The organism is Stenotrophomonas sp. 2YAF26 (genome assembly GCF_052114625.1).
In the GTDB taxonomy this organism is placed as follows: domain Bacteria; phylum Pseudomonadota; class Gammaproteobacteria; order Xanthomonadales; family Xanthomonadaceae; genus Stenotrophomonas; species Stenotrophomonas indicatrix.
Map to the genome: position 1 here is coordinate 70188 of NZ_JBFRFC010000011.1, position 18855 is coordinate 89042.

An 18855-nucleotide genomic window follows, 5' to 3' on the forward strand; every position below is an offset into this window, starting at 1 on the left:
CGCCATGCGTGGATGGGCCTTGCTACGCACGCTGTGCGCGCCTCAGCAGCTTCGCTTCGCGCCTGCGCGCGCGCCGCGCCTTCCAGCGCTCGGCCAGGCACGAGAAGATCACGTACAGCGCCGGCGTGCTGAGCAGGGTCAGGCTCTGCGAGAACAGCAGGCCGCCGATCATCGCGATGCCCAGCGGGCGACGCAGCTCCGAACCTTCGCCCAGGCCGATCGCCAGCGGCACCGCCGCCAGGATCGCCACCATCGTGGTCATCATGATCGGCCGGAAACGCACGATGCTGGCTTCACGTGCGGCCTCGCGCGGAGTCAGCCCATGTTCGCGCTGCGCCACCAGGGCGAAGTCGATCATCATGATCGCGTTCTTCTTGACGATGCCGATCAGCAGCACCAGCGCGATCATCGAGATCACCGACAGTTCGGTGTTGGTGCCGAACAACGCCAGCAACGCACCGACGCCGGCGGCCGGCAGGGTGGACAGGATCGTCACCGGGTGGATCAGGCTTTCGTACAGGATGCCCAGCACCAGATAGACGGTGAGGATGGCTGCCAGTACCAGGATCAGCATGTCGCTGGGGTCGGAATTGAAGCCGAAGCCCGCATCGTCGGCCAGGCGGATGTCGCCGGGCATGCGCATGCCGGCCACGGTGCTGTCGATGATGGCCTTGGCCTCGCCCATGCTGACGCCGGGGGCGAGGTTGTAGCTCAGGTCCATCGTCGTGTACTGGTTTTCATGGGTGATCTGCGAGGGCGCCAGGCCCGGCGCCTGTCGGGCCACCGCCGTGATCGGCACCATTTCGCCGTTGCGTGCACGCACATGCACTTCGTCCAACGCCGAAGGCGTAGCGGTCTGCGACGGCAGCGCATTGACCACCACGCTGTACTGGTTGATGTCCGAGTAGATGGTGGAGATCTGGCGCTGGCCGAAGGCGCCGTACAGCGCACCGTCGATGGCGCCGACCGAGATGCCCAGGCGCGCGGCCTTGGCCCGGTCGATCTCGATGTTCTGGCGCAGGCCGGCGTTGTCGACGTCGGTGCCGACATCACGCAGGTTCGGGTTCTTCTTCAATGCCGCCTGCAGCTTGGGCAGCCATTCCTGCAGTGCGGCCAGGTCGTTGCCCTGCAGCGAGACGCGGTACTGTGCGCCCTGGCTGTTGCCACCGCCATCGTTGCTGGGCAGGTCCTGGATCGCGCGCAGGCGCAGCTGCAGGTCCGGGTAGCGGTCGGCCTTCGCACTCAGCCGTGCCAGTGCGTGTGCAGTGGTTTCGCGGCGCCCTTCCTTGCGCGACTTCAGTTCGACGTTGAACTGTGCGCTGGAGCCCTGGCGTCCGCTGCCCAGGCGTACGCCCACGGTCTTCACTGCCGGGTCGGCCATCAGCATGTCGGTGATGCGGCGCTGGCGGCTGACCATGTCCTCGAAGGACACCGTCGCACTGGAATTGGCGCGGCCCCAGATCAGGCCGGTGTCCTGCGGCGGGAACGCACCCTTCTTCACCGCACCGAACAGGAAGATGGTGACGCCGATCAGGATCAACGGTGTCAATGAAAGCAGCAGCGCATGACGCAGCGAAAAATCAAGGAACACGGTGTAGATGCGCAGCATCCTTTCGTGACCGGCATCGAGCCAGCGGCCGAAGCGCGACGGTGCCGCCGTGTGGTCGTGCGCGCTGAGGAAGCGGCTGCACAGCGCCGGGGTCAGCGTCAGCGAAACGATCATCGACACCACGATCGCCGCCACCAGGGTCACGGTGAATTCGCGGAAGAACGCGCCCATCATGCCGCTGGCGAACAGCAGCGGGATGAACACCGCCACCAGCGAAGCGGTGATCGAGACGATGGTGAAGCCGATTTCGCGCGCACCGGCGAAGGCCGCCTGCATCCGCGGCATGCCCTCGTCGAGGTGGCGCATGATGTTTTCGATCACCACGATCGCATCGTCGACCACGAAGCCGATCGCGATCACCAGCGCCAGCAGGCTCAGGTTGTTCAGGGTGAAGCCCATCACGTACATCACCAGCGCGGCACCGGCCAGCGACAGCGGCACGGTGACCGCCGCGATCAGCGTCGGCGCCAACCGGCGCAGGAACAGCGCCATCGTCAGCACCACCATCGCCAGGCTGATCAGCAGGGTGATCTGTACTTCATGCAGCGACGACCGGATGGTCGGGGTGCGGTCGAAGTAGGGCGTCATCGTGGTGCCCGGCTGCAGGTAGTCGCGCAACGCGGGAATCTGCGCTTTCACCCGGTCCACGGTCTCGACGATGTTGGCGCCGGCACGGGTGAACACATACATCACCACGGCCGGTTTGTGGTCGAACCACGCGGCCTGGTAGGCATCCTGCTGGCCGTCGTAGACGTTGGCGATGTCCTTCAGGCGGATCACCCGGCCATCGCCCTGGGTCTTGACCACCAGATCGGCGAAGTCGGCGGCGCGTGCGACCGAATCGTTGGCGATGATCGCCGTGGTGGTGTTGCCATCGCTGAGGAAGCCGGTGGGCGAGGTCACGTTGGCCGCGCGCACGGCATTGCGCAGGTCGTCGGCGGTCAGTCCCAGCGCGTTCATCAGGCGCAGGTTGACGTCCACACGCACCGCCGGCGTCGAGGCACCGGCGATATCCACCGAGGCGACGCCGCCGATCTGGCGGATGCGCTGGGCCAGCAGCGAATCGGCGACGTTGTACAGCTCATCGGCGGACTGCGTCTGCGAGGTCAGCGCGATGGCGATCACCGGGTCGTCGTTCGGGTTCGCCTTCTGGTACATCGGCGAGCCCATGCCCGAGGGCAGGTCGGCCTGCGCCGAATTGATCGCGGTCTGTACGTCCAGCGCGGCCGAATCGATGTCGCGGTCGCTCTGGAAGATCATGAAGACCAGCGAGCTGCCTTCCGAGCTCGACGAACGCATGCGGTCGATGCCAGGCAGCTGGCCGAGATGACGCTCCAGCGGCGCGGTCACCGTGGAGGCCATGGTCGCCGCATCCGCACCGGACTGGCTGGCATGCACGAAGATCACCGGGATCTCGATGTTCGGCAGTGCCGACACGCCGAGCCGCAGGTAACAGATCACGCCGACCATGAACAAGCCGATGGCCAGCAGGGCGGTGCCGATCGGGCGGCGGATGAAGGGGCCGGACAGGTTCATCGTGCAGCCCCCCGAAGGTGCGGGGCCAGGGTCATGCCTGCGGCTCCTGCACCGTGCCATCGCGCAGCGCACGCTGCTCACGGCGACGGGCAAGCCATTCCGAGAAGCGTTCCATGTACAGGTAGATCACCGGCGTGGTGTACAGGGTTACCAGCTGCGACAGCAGCAGGCCGCCGACGATGGCGATGCCCAGCGGCCGACGCAGTTCCGAGCCGATGCCGGTGCCCAGCGCCAGCGGCAACGCGCCAAGCATGGCTGCAGCGGTGGTCATCATGATCGGGCGGAAGCGCAGCAGGCAGGCGCGGCGGATGGCCTCGCGCGCGTTGGCGCCGGTGCGCCGCGCCTCGATGGCGAAGTCGACCATCATGATGCCGTTCTTCTTGACGATGCCGATCAGCAGCACAATGCCGACGATGCCGTCCACCGACAGGCTCAGGCCACAGACCATCAGTGCCAGCAGCGCACCGACGCCGGCCGGTGGCAGGGTCGAGATGATCGTGATCGGGTGGATGTAGCTCTCGTACAGCACGCCCAGCACGATGTAGATCACCACCAGCGAGGCCAGCAGCAGCCACACCACGTCGGTCTGGCTGCCGGTGAATTCGGCGGCCTTGCCGATGAACTGCGCATGCACGTGCGCCGGCATGTCCAGGCTGGCCTTGGTCTCTTCGATGGCCTTGACCGCATCGGACAGCGAGTAGCCCGCAGCAACGTTGAAGGAGACCGTCACCGCAGGAAGCTGCTGCTGGTGGCTGACCAGCAGCGGCGCGCTGGAGACCTTCGCCTCGGCCAGCGCCGACAACGGGATGATGCCGCCCGCACCGACGGTGATGCCGGTGTTCTGCGCACCGATACCGGTGGCGGTCGACGAGTTGGACGAGGTGACCTGGCCGAAGCTGGTCGCGTTGGTGCCGGTGAGGGCGCCGGCACCGTTGGAGGCGACCGCCAGCTGTTCCATCAGCGCAGTGCTGGTACGGAACTGCGGCGCCACTTCCAGCACCACGCGGTACTGGTTGAGCTCGGTGAAGATGGTCGAGATCTGGCGCTGGCCGAACGCATCGTAGAGGGTGTCGTCGATGGTCTGCATCGGCACGCCCAGCACGCTGGCCTTGTCGCGGTCGATGTTCAGTTCCAGCGCGCGGCCCTGGTTGGACAGGTTGTTGTCGACGTCGGCCAGTTCCGGGCGCTGGCGCAGCGCCTGGGTCAGGCGGTTGGCCTGCAGCGCGACTTCCGCGCTGTCCACGTCCGACAGCGAGTACTGGTACTCGGTGGCGGCCACGCGGGTGTCCAGGGTCACGTCCTGTACCGGCTTCAGGTACAGCGCCACGCCGGGAATGCCGGCCACGGACTTCTGCAGGCGCGGCAGGATCTCATCCAGTCCATCACGTTCGCTGCGCTCTTTCAGCACGATCGACAGCTGCCCCTGGTTGAGCGTGGGGTTCATGCTGCCGGCACCGATGAAGGCCGATACGCCGGTCACGTCCGGATCCCTGCGCAGCGCTTCGGCCACCTGCTTGGTGCGTTGCTCCATCTGCGGGAAGGCGATGTTCTGGTCGGCCTGGACCACGGCGGTGATCAGGCCGGTGTCCTGTTCGGGCAGCAGGCCCTTGGGAATCAGCACATACAGCAGCACGGTCAGTACCAGCGCGGCCGCGGCCACGGCCAGGGTGAGCGGCTGGTGTTCCAGCACCCAGTCCAGGCTGCGCTCATACAGGCCGACGGTGCGCGTCCACAGATTCTGCTTGCCGGCCGCGGCCGCACGTTCGTGCGCGTCTTCGCCCTCGGGCAGCGCATCGGGATTGAGCAGGTAGGCGCACATCATCGGGGTGAGCGTCAGCGAGATCAGCATCGACAGCACCACCGCGATGCTCAGCACCCAGGCGAACTCGTGGAACAGGCGGCCGGTGACGCCGGGCATCAGCAGCAGCGGCAGGAACACCGCCACCAGTGAAACCGTCAGCGACAGCACGGTGAAGCCGATCTGGCGCGCACCGATCTCGGCCGCCTCCTTGCCGCTCTTGCCTTGTTCGATGTAGCGCACGATGTTCTCGATCATCACGATCGCATCGTCGACCACGAAGCCGGTGGCCACCACCAGCGCCATCAGCGAGAGGTTGTCCAGCGACATGCCGGTAAAGGCCATCACTGCGAAAGTTCCGGCCAGCGACAACGGCACCGCCACCGACGGAATGATCGTGGCCCAGAACCGGCGCAGGAATACGAAGATCACCGCTACCACCAGGCCGATGGTCAGGATCAGGGTGAACTGCACTTCATGCACCGAAGCGCGGATGGTTTCGGTACGGTCGGAGAACACCTCCAGGTGCACGTCGGCCGGCAGCACGCCCTGCAGCTGCGGCAGCAGCGCGCGGATGCGCTCGACGGTCTGCACGATGTTGGCGCCCGGCTGGCGGCGCACTTCCAGCAGCACCGCCGGCTTGCCATCGGCCCATGCGGCCAGCTGGTCGTTCTCCACGCCATCGATCACGTCGGCCACGTCGGACAGCCGCACCGGGCGGCCGTTCTTGTAGCTGATGATGGTGTCGCGGTATTCGGCGGCGCTGGCCAGCTGGTCGTTGGTGCCGATGCTGTAGGACTGGGTCTTGCCGTTCAGCGAGCCCTTCGGCGCATTGACGTTGGCCTGGGTGAGCGCGCTGCGCAGCTCTTCCAGGGTCAGGCCCATGTTGGACAGCTGCGCCGGATTGACCTGGATGCGCACGGCCGGACGCACGTTGCCGGCGATCGACACCAGGCCCACGCCCTGCACCTGCGACAGGCGCTGGGCGAGTATCGAGTCAGCGTAGTTGTTGACGTCGCGCAGCGGTCGCGTATCGGAGGTCAGCTTGAGGGTGACGATGGCCGCGTCGGCCGGATTCACCCGGTTGTAGACCGGCTGGTACGGCAGCGACGAGGGCAGGGTGGCCTGGCGGATCGCTGCCTGCACGTCCTGTGCGGCGATGTCGATGTCGCGGTCCATCGAGAACTGCAGGATGATCGTGGACAACCCCGCCGAGGAATCGGAGGTCATCAGTTCCAGCCCGGAGATCTGCCCGAACTGGCGCTCCAGCGGCGTGGTCACCAGCGAGGCCATGGTGGTGGCGTTGGCACCGGGGTACTGCGTGGTCACCACCAGGCTGGGCGCATCGATTTCCGGCAGCGCCGACACCGGCAGCTTGCGGTAACCGAGGATGCCCAGCAGCAACAAGCCCGCCATCAACAGCGAGGTGGCAATCGGGCGGCGGATGAAGATCGTCGAAAAGCCCACGGACTGATCCTTGCTGGCACTTCAATGGCAGCGCCGGCGGGATCGCCGGCGCGGGGAAGAACAGGGGCCTGCGCTCAGCGCGGGCCACCACCGCGGCGGCCGCCGCCACTCTTCTGTTCGGCGGCCTTCAGTTCGGCCTCGGTCGGTGCGGCCGGGGTCTCACCCGGCTTCAGCGCGGTCACCTTGCTGCCCGGCTTCAGGCGGAACTGGCCTTCGCTGACCACGCGCTCGCCGCCCTTCAGGCCTTCGGCGATCTGCACCTGGCTGTCGCCCACTTCCACGCCACTGCGCACGGTCTGCATCTTCACCGTGTTGTCGCCCTGCACGACGTAGACGTACTCGCCGTCCGGGCCACGAAGTACTGCCTGGGTCGGGATCACCACGCCGCCGCCGATGGTGCGCAGCTGCATGCGCACATTGACGAACTGGCCCGGCCACAGGCCGTTGTCGGTGTTGTCGAACACCGCGCGTGCCTTGAAGGTGCCGCTGTCGGCGCTGATCAGGTTGTCGACCACGTCCAGCTTGCCGTCGCCGCTGAGCACGTGGGAATCGGCGCGGTCCAGCGCTGCCACCGGTACGCTGCCGGCGGCCTGCGCCTGGCGCACGTCGCCGAGCTGGCGCTCGGGCAGGTTGAACAGCACGTGGATCGGATGGATCTGGGTCAAGGTGACCAGTGCGGTACCGGCGTTGACCACGTTGCCGGCGTCGACCGCGCGGATGCCGGCGATACCGGTGATCGGCGCGGTGACCCGGGTGTACTGCAGCTGCACCTGCGCCGAACGCATGCTGGCTTCATTGGCCGCCACTGCGCTTTCGTACTGTGCCACCTGGTTTCGTTGTGTATCCAGATCGGTCTTGGCCACGAACTGGCGGTACTCCGGCGCGTTCGAGCGCTGGTAGTTCGAGCGCGCGGTGGCCAGCAGGGCTTCGTTCTGGCGCTTGGACGCGACGGCCTGGTCATAGCTGGCCTGGGCGGTGCGCGGGTCGATCACCGCCAGCACGTCGCCCTTCTTCACTTCCTGGCCTTCGCGGAAATTGAGGCTCATCAGCTGGCCGCCCACCTGGGGGCTGACGGTCACGGTGTTCATCGCGGTCACCGTGCCCAGTGCGCTGGCATACACCGGCACGTCCTGGCGAACGGCATCGACCACGGTTACCGGCACCGGGCCGGCATCGGGATCTTCACCGCCCTCGCGAGCGCCTGCTTCCTGCCCGGCTGCCTTGTCCTTGCCGCCACCGAGTACGCGCAGGCCGACCACGGCCAGCACCAGTACCGCCACGACCAGCAGCACGATCTTCCAAACACGTGACATTCAAGACTCCAAGAGGGCTGGACGGGGTGCAACCCCGGGTGGCAATGCGCAAAGCATACCTGTGGCCCACCGGGTTTCCTGCATGACGGATGGGACGGGCGCTCAGACAGATGGACGACGCTGGAGGTTCCCGTAACGGCAAGGTTGCCCTACATTCAGGTGCAGACCCCTTCCGTGGAGATCGAGATGCGCCGTTCGTTGCTGCTGTCCGCCCTGCTGCTGGCCCTGCCGGCCCTTGCCCACGCCGAGGACGCGCAGCGCCCGGAAGTGACCGCCGCCGCGCAGCGCCTGCAGGCCAAGGTGGTTGAATGGCGCCGCGATTTCCATCAGCACCCGGAACTCTCCAACCGCGAGGAGCGCACCTCCGCCGAGGTCGCCAAGCGGCTGCGTGCGATGGGCCTGAAGCCGAAGACCGGCATTGCCCACCACGGCGTGGTGGCGATCATCGAAGGCGGCAAGCCGGGGCCGAAGATCGCCCTGCGCGCGGACATGGACGCACTGCCGGTGACCGAGCAGACCGGGCTGCCGTTCGCCTCCAAGGCCACCGCGCAGTACCGCGGTCAGACCGTAGGCGTGATGCATGCCTGTGGCCATGACGCGCACACCGCCACCCTGCTGGGCGTGGCCGAAGCGCTGGTGGCGATGAAGAAGGACCTGCCGGGCCAGGTGATGCTGATCTTCCAGCCGTCCGAAGAAGGTGCGCCGCCGCCGGAAGAGGGCGGTGCGGCGCTGATGCTGAAGGAAGGCCTGTTTGCCGACTTCAAGCCCGAGGCGGTGTTCGGCCTGCATGTGTTCTCCAGCGTGCAGGCAGGGCAGATCGCGGTGCGCGGTGGCCCGCTGATGGCCGCGTCCGATCGTTTCGGCATCAAGGTGATCGGCCGCCAGACCCATGGCTCGGCCCCATGGAACGGCGTCGACCCGATTGTTGCCACTGCCGACCTGATCGGCACCGCACAGACCATCGTCAGCCGCCGGGCCAACCTGTCCAAGCAGCCGGCGGTGCTGACCTTCGGCGCGATCAACGGCGGCATCCGTTACAACATCATTCCCGATGAAGTGGAGATGGTCGGCACCATCCGCACCTTCGATGAAGGCATGCGGCAGCAGATCTTCGCCGACCTGCGCAACGTGGCCGACCACACCGCTGCCGCGCATGGGGCCAAGGCGGTGACCGACATCTACGAATCGGAAGGCAACCCGGCCACGGTGAACGACCCGGCGCTGACCGCGAAGATGCTGCCGAGCCTGCAGGCGGTGGTGGGCAAGGACAACGTGTACGAGCCGCCGCTGCAGATGGGCGCGGAGGATTTCTCGCTGTACGCCAAGGAAGTGCCGGGCATGTTCTTCTTCGTCGGTTCCACCAGCGTGGGCATCGACCCGGCGACGGCGCCGGCCAACCATTCGCCGAAGTTCCTGCTGGATGAGAAGGCGCTGGATGTTGGATTCCGCGCGCTGCTGCAGGTAAGCCTGGATTATCTGCATGGTGCGGGCACCCCGGCGGGGTGAGGGTTGCAGGCAGGGCTTGCAGCCCTGCACCCGCCGAAGCAACAGCAACAGCCGGAGCAACGGCAAAGGCTGGCATTCCGTGGGATGGCGGGGTGGGTCCGGTGGCAGGGGACGGCGCAAGTACGTCCCTGTAGCCTCGGTCGCGCCATCCATGGCGCTCACGCCCCTGCCACCGGACCCACCCCGCCTTCGACAGATTCCCGCGGCTGTTGGAACGACATCCTGCTTTGGTAGGTGTCGACCTTGGTCGACACGGCGGACGTCATGAACGTCTGAAGCATCGGCTTTTGATTTTGATTTTTCTGATCTTTCCCGTGGTGGATCGGCGGCAGAAATGTGTCTGGGGGCCGGGCGGGTGGGGGTGGCGGGGTATCCGCGCCATGGATGGCGCGGCTAAGCCTCCAAGGATGGATTCACGGCGTCCCCGCCAGCCCCACCCGCCCGGCCCGCACCCGGGAGTCGGGGCTTCCCGCGACCAACCCACCCACCACGGAGGGGCTCCGCCGTTGGCCGACCCGGCCGAAGGCCCGCTCTGCGCGCGATACAATAAGCACCATGAACACCCCACAGGATTCCAGCCTCGGTCGCGAGGTCAGTTACCCGTCGCAGTACGATCCCGGCCTGCTGTTTCCCATCCCGCGCGTCGGCGCCCGCGCCGAGATCGGTCTGGACGAGGCCGCGCTGCCCTTCGTCGGCCATGACCGCTGGCACGCCTTCGAGCTGAGCTGGCTTGACCCGCGTGGCAAACCGCAGGTCGCCGTCGCCACCGTGCAGGTGCCGTGCACCTCGCCGCGGCTGATCGAATCGAAGTCGTTCAAGCTTTACCTGAACTCCCTCAACAGCACCCGCATCGACAGTGCCGAAGCCCTGCGCGAGCGCCTCGTCGCCGACCTGTCGGCCTGTGCCGGTGCCCCGGTCCAGGTCACGTTCGGCCTGCCGGCATTGCGCGAATCACCGCTGGGCGAGTCGATCGACGGCCTTGAGGTGGACATCGATTGCTATGGCCCGCCGCAGGCGGACTACCTGTCGGCCAACGCCGATGCGCTGGTGGAGGAGACCCTGGTCTCGGCCCTGCTGAAGTCCAACTGCCCGGTCACCGGCCAGCCGGACTGGGCCACCGTCAGCCTGCGCTACCGCGGCCCGCAGATCGATCGTGCCGGCCTGCTGCGCTACCTGGTCAGCTACCGCGAGCACGCCGAGTTCCACGAACAGTGCGTCGAGCGCATCTTCAGCGAAGTGTCCGCGCGCTGCTGGCCGCAGTGGCTGGAAGTCGAAGCCCGCTATACTCGTCGCGGTGGCCTGGACATCAACCCGTGGCGCGCCAGCCCCGGCATCGCCGCCCCGGCCGCGACCTACCGAGAACTGCGGCAGTAACCGCCGCAGGCGGTTACAGGTAGTGCCGGCCGCTGGCCGGCAACCGCGCGGAGCCCGCGTCCAGGCCAAGCCGGCCAGCGGCCGGCACTACCGTCGGGCTGCGTTGTGACGGGTAGCGCCGGGCCATGCCCGGCGAGCCCAGCGGTGGCGTTCCGCCTCGATTGTTCAGCCGCCCCGGGGGGCGGCTTCACATCGGCACCATCCCCATTTAACAACCTCTATGACACCGTGCCAGCCATGTAGTCATACAGACGGGAGTGTGTGGATGAGTACCGAGAAGAAAGCCGATTTCTCCGGCGTCAGTGGCAGCGTCGACAGTACCGCCCAGCAGGTCCCCAAGGCGGACTTTTCCGGCGTCAGTGCTTCGGTGGACAGTACCGCCGAGGTGGTCAGCGGTGGCACCTACACCGTGCAGAAGGGTGATTCGCTGTCGAAGATCGCCAAGCAGCACCTGGGCGATGCCAACGCCTGGAAGAAGATCTTCGAAGCCAACCGCGATGTGCTCGACGACCCGGACAAGATCTTCCCGGGCCAGACCCTGAAACTGCCGCCGAAGTAATACCGGCGATCCAATCGCCGTCCGAACAATCCTTGGAGGAATCCCGAATGATCAAGACGACCCCGCTTCAGAATGCCCTGCTGGCCGCGCTGCTGGGCAGCGTCGCCCTGGTGGGCTGCAAGAAGAAGGAAGAGACTGCAGACAACAACGCGGCTCCGGCGGCAACCACGCCGGCCGAGGCGCCCGCTCCGATGACCGGCGCGCCGCCGCCGATGGCTGCATCGGCCGTGGCGGTATCGGCGGTCACTGTCGGCAAGACTGCCGCAGCTGACAAGTCGGTGACCACGGCTGCCCTGTTCGCGCCGAAGGACGATGTCATCGTCTCGGTGAAGACCGATGGCGCGGCCAACAATGTCACCGTCGGCGCCAAGCTGACCTTCCAGGATGGCCAGGTGGCCGGCGAGCAGAACGCGACCCTGAACACCAGCGGTGCAGAGACCACCAACATCACCTTCAAGAATGCCAATGGCTGGCCGGCCGGCAAGTACCGCGCCGAAGTCATGGTTGATGGTAAGGCGGCCGGAACGCCGCAGGAGTTCGAGGTCAAGTAAGTCCCGCCGACTCTCTCCCGGTTGGACTCACGATGGACGCAGCCGCGAGGCTGCGTCCTTTTTTGTTGGTGGCTTTGCGGGAAGGCCTCATCCACGCATGGCGTGGATCTACCTGGGCCTTGCACGCGGCATCATCTCCATCCACGCCACGCGTGGATGATGGATCACAGCGTTGCCAGGGTGCAGTACCGCCGCGTATGGCACGGCTTTGCCCCGCGCGGCTGAAAACGCGACAATGCAGGGGTTTCCCCGACGCGCGCCCACCCTGACGGCGGCGGGGAAAGTGACACGGTTGCACGTGGCCCGGCGCTGGCGCCGGCCTTCCCCTGAGCACTGCTACAGAGTCCAAGTCCCCCATGTCCAAGATCCTCTACACGCTGACCGACGAAGCACCGTTCCTGGCCACCCAGTCGCTGCTGCCGATCGTCGACGCCTATACCTCCACCGCGGGCATCGCAGTGGAAACCCGTGACATCTCGCTGTCCGGCCGCATCCTGTCGCTGTTCCCGGAACTGCTGAGCGATGCGCAGAAGGTCAACGATGACCTGGCCGAGCTGGGCCAGCTGGCGACCACCCCCGACGCCAACATCATCAAGCTGCCGAACATCTCCGCCTCGGTGCCGCAGCTGAAGGCCGCCATCAAGGAACTGCAGGACCAGGGCTATCCGCTGCCGGATTACCCGGAAACCCCGGCCGACGACCAGCAGCGCGACTACAAGGCGCGCTACGACAAGGTCAAGGGCAGCGCAGTCAATCCGGTGCTGCGCGAAGGCAACTCCGACCGGCGCGCGCCGCTGTCGGTGAAGAACTACGCCCGCAAGCACCCGCACCGCATGGGCGCCTGGGCGTCCGATTCGAAGTCGCACGTTGCGCACATGGACGCGGGTGATTTCTACGGCAGCGAGAAGTCGGCCACCCTGGCCAACGCCGGCGCGCTGAAGATCACCCTGCACGGCAAGGACGGCAGCGCCGTCGTGCTGAAGGAAAAGACCGCGGTCAAGGCCGGTGAGATCGTCGACGCGGCAGTGATGAGCCGCAAGGCGCTGGCCGCCTTCATCGATGCGCAGATCGAAGACGCCAAGTCGCAGGGCGTGCTGTTCTCGCTGCACCTGAAGGCGACCATGATGAAGGTCTCCGACCCGATCATGTTCGGCGTGGTCGTCAACGAGTTCTACAAGGACGTGCTCGCCAAGCACGCCGACACGCTCAAGCAGGCCGGTTTCGATGCCAACAACGGCATCGGTGATCTGGTCGCGCGCCTGCCGTCGCTGCCCGAAGCCACCCGTGCCGCCATCGAAGCCGACCTGCAGGCCGAGTACGCGCAGCGTCCGGGCCTGGCCATGGTCAACTCGGACAAGGGCATCACCAACCTGCACGTGCCGAGCGACGTGATCGTCGACGCCTCGATGCCGGCGATGATCCGCGACTCCGGCAAGATGTGGAATGCCGAAGGCAAGCTGCAGGACACCAAGGCGGTCATTCCGGACCGTTGCTATGCCGGTGTGTACCAGGCTGTCATCGACGACTGCCGCAGCAACGGTGCCTTCAACCCGGCCACCATGGGCTCGGTGCCCAACGTCGGCCTGATGGCGCAGAAGGCTGAAGAGTACGGCTCGCACGACAAGACCTTCCAGATCGCTGCCGACGGCGTGGTCAAGGTCACGGATGACGCCGGCAACGTGGTGTTCGAACATGCCGTGGAAGCGGGCGACATCTGGCGCATGTGCCAGACCAAGGACGCGCCGATCCAGGACTGGGTCAAGCTGGCCGTCGAACGCGCGCGCCTGAGCAGCACCCCGGCCGTGTTCTGGTTGGACGCCGCCCGTGCCCACGATGCGCAGGTCATCGCCAAGGTCGAGACGTACCTGAAGGACCACGACACCAACGGCCTGGAGATCCGCATCCTGCCGCCGGTGGAAGCGACCACCTTCTCGCTGGCCCGCATCCGCAAGGGCGAGGACACCATTTCGGTGACCGGCAACGTGCTGCGCGATTACCTCACCGATCTGTTCCCGATCATGGAGCTGGGCACCAGCGCCAAGATGCTGTCGATCGTGCCGCTGATGGCCGGGGGCGGCCTGTTCGAGACCGGTGCTGGCGGTTCGGCGCCGAAGCACGTGCAGCAGTTCGTCGAAGAGGACTACCTGCGTTGGGACTCGCTGGGTGAATTCCTGGCCCTGGCCGCGTCGCTGGAGCATCTGGGCAACCGCTACGACAACGCTGCCGCCCGCGTGCTGGCCAAGGCGCTGGACGAGGCCAACGGCCAGTTCCTGGACAACGACAAGTCGCCGTCGCGCAAGCTCGGTGGCATCGACAACCGTGGCAGCCACTTCTACATCGCCCTGTACTGGGCGCAGGCCCTGGCAGCGCAGAACGAAGATGCCGCACTGCAGGCACGCTTTGCTCCGCTGGCCAAGGCGCTGGCCGACAACGAGCAGAAGATCGTTGACGAGCTGATCGCGGTGCAGGGCAAGGCCGTGGACATCGGCGGCTACTACCGTCCGGACGTGGCGAAGGCCGCTGCCGCGATGCGTCCGAGCGCGACCTTCAATGCCGCGCTGGAGCAGCTGCGCGGCTGATTCATCGCCGCCCGGTGGTGACCTCGAAACCCGCGCTCCGGCGCGGGTTTCTTTTGCCCGGTTGTCGCCGGCGCACATCCACGCATGGCGTGGATCTACCAGAGCGTCCATCCAAGTGGCATGGATCCACCCGGGCGCCCATCCATGCGCGGGCGGGGAGCGGCAGAAAACCGTGAAATCCGTCATCTGTCGGAATGCCGTCAACACGGCATGAAACTTGCCCGCGATGGCCGTCGCAGAACGGACGCGTGCGTGTTCACCATTGCCGTCAATATGAGCAGTCGATCACGACGATGGCGGCAAGCCATGGCCTAGCCTTGGCGATGCGAGACCGCCGGGGAGGTGGTCGCACGGGGAACACGGATGGCACGCGTGCTCGTAGTGGGAACCGATATCCAGGGCGAACAGGCCCTGCTGCAACGGCTGCGGTTGGCCTCGGCGCTGCCCGACGGGCAGATACGCCGCAGCCAGGACCTGGACGACTGCGACCTGCTGGTGATCCGCGATACGCCAGCTCTGCGCAACGCGGCACTGCGCATGCGCCAGCAGCGCCCGCGCCTGCACTGTTGGATCGAGGACCTCGGCGGCCAGTTGCGCGAAGGCGATGGCGGCCAGGACGTACTGGATGATGGCGCGATAGGACGGGCGCTGCGCGGCATGCAGGCCGGCACCGAAGCGACGCCGATCCGCCTGGCTGACGGCGCGCATGCGATCACCCGCCTGCTGCGCGAGCGGCTGCCATCGCGGCAGGGCCAGGCGCTGCTGGGCGAGGGCGCAGAGCCGCTGCTGCTGCTGGATCTGGAGCAGGACCAGGCGGTACTGCTGCACGAACCGGCCACGGTGCTGGTGGAACGGCTGGCGCAGGGCTTCGAGCACCTGTATCTGGATGCGCTGCTGCCGGCGCAGCTGCAGGCACTGGCGGGTGACCGCACGCGACTGCCGTTGCGTCCGTTGCTGTGGCAATGGGCGCAGCGCAGCCGTCACTGGCAGGCGTTGGATGAGCGCCTGCGCGGGGCGTCGGTGAAGCTGCTGCGCTGGCCGGACTTCCGCGTGCTCGGCCACGATCACGATGGCTTCCGTCTATGTTCGCTGCTGCTAAAGCGTGCCTGCACGGTGGACGAATGCGCGATGCTGCTGGATCTTCCCGCCGCCGCCGTGCGCGATTTCATCCACGCCGCCTACCTGTGCGGCTATGCGCAGCTGCAGGTCGCACCTGCAGTACCGCTGGCGGGTGCGCGTGCCAGCACTGCCGACAACGGCCTGCTCGCACGCCTGTGGCGCACGCTGCGCGGGAGTGATCGCGATGCGTGAGCACAAGGTGGTGGTGCTCGGTGGCATGGGCAGCGGCAAGTCGACATTGGTACGCAGCATCGCCGCCGGTGCGGTGGTCGACACCGACGTAGCCAACAGCGACCGCGCGGGTGCCGACAAGGCTTCGACCACGGTGGCGCTGGACTATGCCGATATCGACCTGCCCAACGGCGAGAGGCTGCGCCTGTATGGCACGCCTGGCCAGCAGCGCTTTGATTTCCTGTGGCCGATCCTGCTGCAGGGTGCGCGCGGTGCGGTGTTGCTGCTGGACGCGCGCCGTGCCGGGGTGGCCGCCGAGCTGGACGCCTACCTGCAGGTGCTGCGCCCGTTCGGTCCGGCATTGGCCCTGGTGGTGGCGGTGACGCATCTTGACCAGGTGCCGGCAGCGGCACTGGATGACTGGGCCGAGCGCGCCCGGCTCGATGGCCAGCCGCTGCCGTTGCTGGCGGTGGATGCCCGTGATCGCGAACAAGGACTACTGCTGATGGACGTACTGATGAGCGAAATGGAAGCGCATGCACTGGTGGCCGCACATGGCTGATGGACAAGGCGCGCCGTTGCCGGACGCGCAGCAGCGCGAGCGCCTGCAGCCGCTGCTGCAGGACCTGCAGCAGCGGGTGGAAGGGGTGCGGACCGTGGTGCTGGCCAGCGTCGATGGCTTTGCCCTGGTCAGTGCTGGTGCGGAGGGGCGTGGCGAACGCCTGGCGGCGATGACCAGCGCGATGCTGGCCCTGGCTGCAGCAGTGGGGCGCGAACTTGCGCTGGGCGATCTGCAGACACTGATGCTGGAGGCTGCCGGTGGCAAGGTGCTGATGCTGGCCATCCAGGCCGAGGGGCGAGCGCCGCTGCTGCTGATGGCGGCCTGCGACCAGCGCAGCGTGATCGGCCAGGTGCTGTGGCAGAGCAGGGAATGTGGCCAGGCGATCCTGGCCGAACTCAGCGGATCGTGAGCCCGGCCGCAGGGGAACGAGGGGCTCGAACCAACATTGAGAGGGGTGCAACGTGGCTGGATTGAATGATTCGTTGACTGCACTGATGGGTATCGATGGCGCGCAGGCCGTGGCGCTGGTCGACTACGAAAGCGGCATGCTGCTGGGCGAGGCCGGTTCGGGCATGGACATGGAAGTGGCGGCGGCCGGCAACACCGAAGTGATCCGCGCGAAGATGAAAACCGCCGCCTCGCTCAACCTCAACGATGGCATCGAGGACATCCTGATCTCGCTCGGCAAGGCGTATCACATCATGCGCCCGGTGGCGAAGAAGAAGGGCCTGTTCTTCTACATCGTGCTGGACCGGACCAAGTCCAACCTCGCCCTGGCGCGGCGCAAGGTGCAGGACGTGGAGGCCGAACTGGCTATCTGAACGGTAGTGCCGGCCGCTGGCCGGCAACTGCCTGCATCCAGGGGTTGCCCAGACGGTGCCGACCAGCGGGCGGCACCGTCTGCACGCTCGACGACATCACACACGCCAGCGTATGGTGAGGTCGGTTCCCCCGGATACGTCGTGCATGTCCGATCCTGTCACTGCAACCGAACTGGCGCCGCGCATCGCCGACGCCATCCGCGATGGTTTCGAGCAGTATCACGCCCGCTTCGCCGCGATCACGGCGCGTGCCCGGGTGCGTTTCCAGCAGCGCGACTGGGCGGCGGCGCGCCACGATGCGGTGGAGCGCATCGCCCTGTACGACCAGTGCATCGCCGAGCAGATGGATGCGCTGCGGCGGCTGGCCGGTGACGCCATCAGCGAACGCGCGCTGTGGCTGCAAGTGCACGCGCACTTCAGCGCCCTGCTGCAGGGCCTGATCGACGCCGAGCTCTACAAGACCTTCTACAACACCCTGTCGCGGCGGCTGTTCGCCATCCGCGGTGTGGATCCGGAAGTGGAGTTCATCGCCTTCGATGTCGAGCCCTCCGATGCGATCACCCATCCGGTGGCGCGGCACACCTACGCGGTATCGCCGACGCGGCCGGTAGAGGCGCTGCAACGGGTGCTGGCCGACTACCGCTTCGGTGTTCCGTATGCGCACCAGCTGCGCTGTGCCGCCGCCATCGCCGTGCGCCTGCAGGACGATCTGGCGCACTGGGGCGACACGCCGGTACGCAGCATCGAACTGCTCGATACCGTGTTCTACCGCGAGCGTCGCGCCTATCTGGTCGGGCGCGTGTTCGGCGAGCACCGCTTCTCGCCGTGCGTGATCGCGCTGGTCAACGACGACCGGGGCCTGCGCGCCGATGCCGTGCTGACCCGGCGTCGCGATGTGGCCCATCTGTTCGGCGTGTCTCGCAGCTATTTCCAGGCCGACCTGGGCACGGTTGGCGATGCGGTGGTGTTCCTGCGCAGCCTGCTGCCGGGCAAGCCGATCGACGAGATCTATACCGTGCTCGGACGCGCCAAACAGGGCAAGACCGAGCGCTACCGGACGTTCTTCCGTCACTTCAATGAATACCCGAATGAGCGTCTGGCGCATGCCGAAGGCACGCCGGGCATGGTCATGGCGGTGTTCACCCTGCCCAGCTACCCGCTGGTGTTCAAGCTGATCCGCGATCGTTTCGCCTGGCCCAAGACGATGTCGCGGCAGCAGGTGGAGGAAAAGTACGCCCTGGTGTTCAACCTCGACCGCGTCGGTCGCCTGCTTGACGCACAGCCCTACCGGCACCTGCGTTTCCCGCGCGAACGCTTTGCCCCGGCGTTGCTGGAAGAGCTGCTGCAGCAGTGCGCGCAGAGCGTGCGCGTGGATGGCGACGAGGTGGAGATCGCGTTGTGCTACGTGCAGCGTCGCTTCCGGCCACTGAATCTCTATCTGCGCGAACAGGCTGGAGAGGCCGTGCGCGCAGCGGTACTCGACTACGCGCAGGCGATCACCGACATGGCGCGCAACAATATCTTTCCCGGTGACATGCTGCCGAAGAACTTCGGCGTGTCGCGTCACGGCCGTGCCGTGTTCTACGACTACGACGAGTTGTGCCTGGTCAGCGACTGCGTATTCCGGGCCTGGCCCAAGCCAAACTCCGCAGAGGAAGCGATGGCCGATGAGCCTTGGTTCCATGTCGGTCCGCGTGACGTCTTCCCCGAGCGGTTTGGGCCGTTCATGGGCTTGCCGGCGCAGGAACTGGCAGCGGTGCGCGAGCACTATCGCCATCTGTTCGATCCCGCCTGGTGGCAGGGACTGCAGGCGCGCTTTGCGGCGGGCGATTATCCGGACACGCCACCGTACTCGGCTGCGCAGCGGTTGGCGTGATTGGTCGCGCCGAC

The 18855-nt window shown here is 66.6% G+C and carries 13 protein-coding genes; 10 read left to right on the forward strand and 3 right to left on the reverse strand.

Going from position 1 to position 18855, the window contains the following annotated elements; genetic code table 11:
* Positions 1-22: 22 nt before the first annotated feature.
* The 3 genes from AB4Y98_RS12950 to AB4Y98_RS12960 all read right to left on the reverse strand — a co-directional run bounded on the left by AB4Y98_RS12950 (position 23) and on the right by AB4Y98_RS12960 (position 7723).
* Positions 23-3145 (reverse strand): efflux RND transporter permease subunit, encoded by a 3123-nt coding sequence (locus AB4Y98_RS12950; RefSeq protein ID WP_442244476.1) that lies wholly within the window; start codon positions 3143-3145, stop codon positions 23-25.
* 31 nt (positions 3146-3176) lie between these two features.
* Complete coding sequence (locus tag AB4Y98_RS12955) at positions 3177-6410, reverse strand: efflux RND transporter permease subunit (protein WP_442244477.1); 3234 nt, start codon at positions 6408-6410, stop codon at positions 3177-3179.
* Positions 6411-6484: 74 nt separating this feature from the next.
* Positions 6485-7723 carry an efflux RND transporter periplasmic adaptor subunit gene (locus AB4Y98_RS12960; protein WP_312107986.1) on the reverse strand — a complete coding sequence of 413 codons (1239 nt, stop codon included), beginning with the start codon at positions 7721-7723 and terminating at the stop codon, positions 6485-6487.
* A gap of 186 nt (positions 7724-7909) precedes the next feature.
* On the opposite strand from AB4Y98_RS12960, the gene AB4Y98_RS12965 reads away from it, so the two are divergent.
* From AB4Y98_RS12965 to aceK, 10 genes are all read left to right on the forward strand, one after another.
* Positions 7910-9229 carry a M20 family metallopeptidase gene (locus tag AB4Y98_RS12965; protein ID WP_025874644.1) on the forward strand — a complete coding sequence of 440 codons (1320 nt, stop codon included), beginning with the start codon at positions 7910-7912 and terminating at the stop codon, positions 9227-9229.
* 555 nt (positions 9230-9784) lie between these two features.
* Positions 9785-10603, forward strand: a complete 819-nt coding sequence (queF, locus tag AB4Y98_RS12970) for an NADPH-dependent 7-cyano-7-deazaguanine reductase QueF (RefSeq protein ID WP_442244478.1) — start codon at positions 9785-9787, stop codon at positions 10601-10603.
* 265 nt (positions 10604-10868) lie between these two features.
* Positions 10869-11162, forward strand: a complete 294-nt coding sequence (locus AB4Y98_RS12975; protein ID WP_025878595.1) for a LysM peptidoglycan-binding domain-containing protein — start codon at positions 10869-10871, stop codon at positions 11160-11162.
* Positions 11163-11209: 47 nt separating this feature from the next.
* Positions 11210-11713, forward strand: a complete 504-nt coding sequence (locus tag AB4Y98_RS12980) for a hypothetical protein (RefSeq protein ID WP_025878596.1) — start codon at positions 11210-11212, stop codon at positions 11711-11713.
* A gap of 356 nt (positions 11714-12069) precedes the next feature.
* Positions 12070-14292, forward strand: coding sequence for an NADP-dependent isocitrate dehydrogenase (locus AB4Y98_RS12985; RefSeq protein ID WP_442244479.1), 2223 nt, complete (start codon positions 12070-12072; stop codon positions 14290-14292).
* A 363-nt stretch (positions 14293-14655) separates the two neighbouring features.
* On the forward strand, positions 14656-15603 hold the full coding sequence (locus AB4Y98_RS12990; protein WP_223496890.1) for a hypothetical protein: 948 nt from the start codon (positions 14656-14658) through the stop codon (positions 15601-15603).
* Positions 15596-16144: a GTP-binding protein gene (locus tag AB4Y98_RS12995; protein ID WP_025878599.1), complete on the forward strand. Its 549-nt coding sequence runs from the start codon at positions 15596-15598 to the stop codon at positions 16142-16144. Before AB4Y98_RS12990 ends, AB4Y98_RS12995 begins: the two co-directional genes overlap by 8 nt.
* Positions 16137-16553 carry a roadblock/LC7 domain-containing protein gene (locus tag AB4Y98_RS13000; protein WP_032976421.1) on the forward strand — a complete coding sequence of 139 codons (417 nt, stop codon included), beginning with the start codon at positions 16137-16139 and terminating at the stop codon, positions 16551-16553. Before AB4Y98_RS12995 ends, AB4Y98_RS13000 begins: the two co-directional genes overlap by 8 nt.
* 52 nt (positions 16554-16605) lie before the next feature.
* A complete protein-coding gene (locus AB4Y98_RS13005; RefSeq protein WP_025878601.1) occupies positions 16606-16965 on the forward strand; it encodes a hypothetical protein in 360 nt (119 codons plus the stop codon).
* Positions 16966-17110: 145 nt separating this feature from the next.
* Entirely contained in the window at positions 17111-18841 is a 1731-nt protein-coding gene (gene aceK, locus AB4Y98_RS13010) for a bifunctional isocitrate dehydrogenase kinase/phosphatase (RefSeq protein WP_442244480.1), read from the forward strand.
* The last annotated feature ends 14 nt before the right edge of the window (positions 18842-18855 follow it).

Bases quoted from the DNA above. Each gene is read 5' to 3' on its own strand.
- AB4Y98_RS12980 (WP_025878596.1), top strand. From the start codon at position 11,210: ATGATCAAGACGACCCCGCTTCAGAATGCCCTGCTGGCCGCGCTGCTG.
- AB4Y98_RS12990 (WP_223496890.1), top strand. From the start codon at position 14,656: ATGGCACGCGTGCTCGTAGTGGGAACCGATATCCAGGGCGAACAGGCC.
- AB4Y98_RS12985 (WP_442244479.1), top strand. From the start codon at position 12,070: ATGTCCAAGATCCTCTACACGCTGACCGACGAAGCACCGTTCCTGGCC.
- queF (WP_442244478.1), top strand. From the start codon at position 9,785: ATGAACACCCCACAGGATTCCAGCCTCGGTCGCGAGGTCAGTTACCCG.
- AB4Y98_RS12965 (WP_025874644.1), top strand. From the start codon at position 7,910: ATGCGCCGTTCGTTGCTGCTGTCCGCCCTGCTGCTGGCCCTGCCGGCC.
- aceK (WP_442244480.1), top strand. From the start codon at position 17,111: ATGTCCGATCCTGTCACTGCAACCGAACTGGCGCCGCGCATCGCCGAC.
- AB4Y98_RS12995 (WP_025878599.1), top strand. From the start codon at position 15,596: ATGCGTGAGCACAAGGTGGTGGTGCTCGGTGGCATGGGCAGCGGCAAG.
- AB4Y98_RS12950 (WP_442244476.1), bottom strand. From the start codon at position 3,145: ATGAACCTGTCCGGCCCCTTCATCCGCCGCCCGATCGGCACCGCCCTG.
- AB4Y98_RS13000 (WP_032976421.1), top strand. From the start codon at position 16,137: ATGGCTGATGGACAAGGCGCGCCGTTGCCGGACGCGCAGCAGCGCGAG.
- AB4Y98_RS12975 (WP_025878595.1), top strand. From the start codon at position 10,869: ATGAGTACCGAGAAGAAAGCCGATTTCTCCGGCGTCAGTGGCAGCGTC.
- AB4Y98_RS12960 (WP_312107986.1), bottom strand. From the start codon at position 7,723: ATGTCACGTGTTTGGAAGATCGTGCTGCTGGTCGTGGCGGTACTGGTG.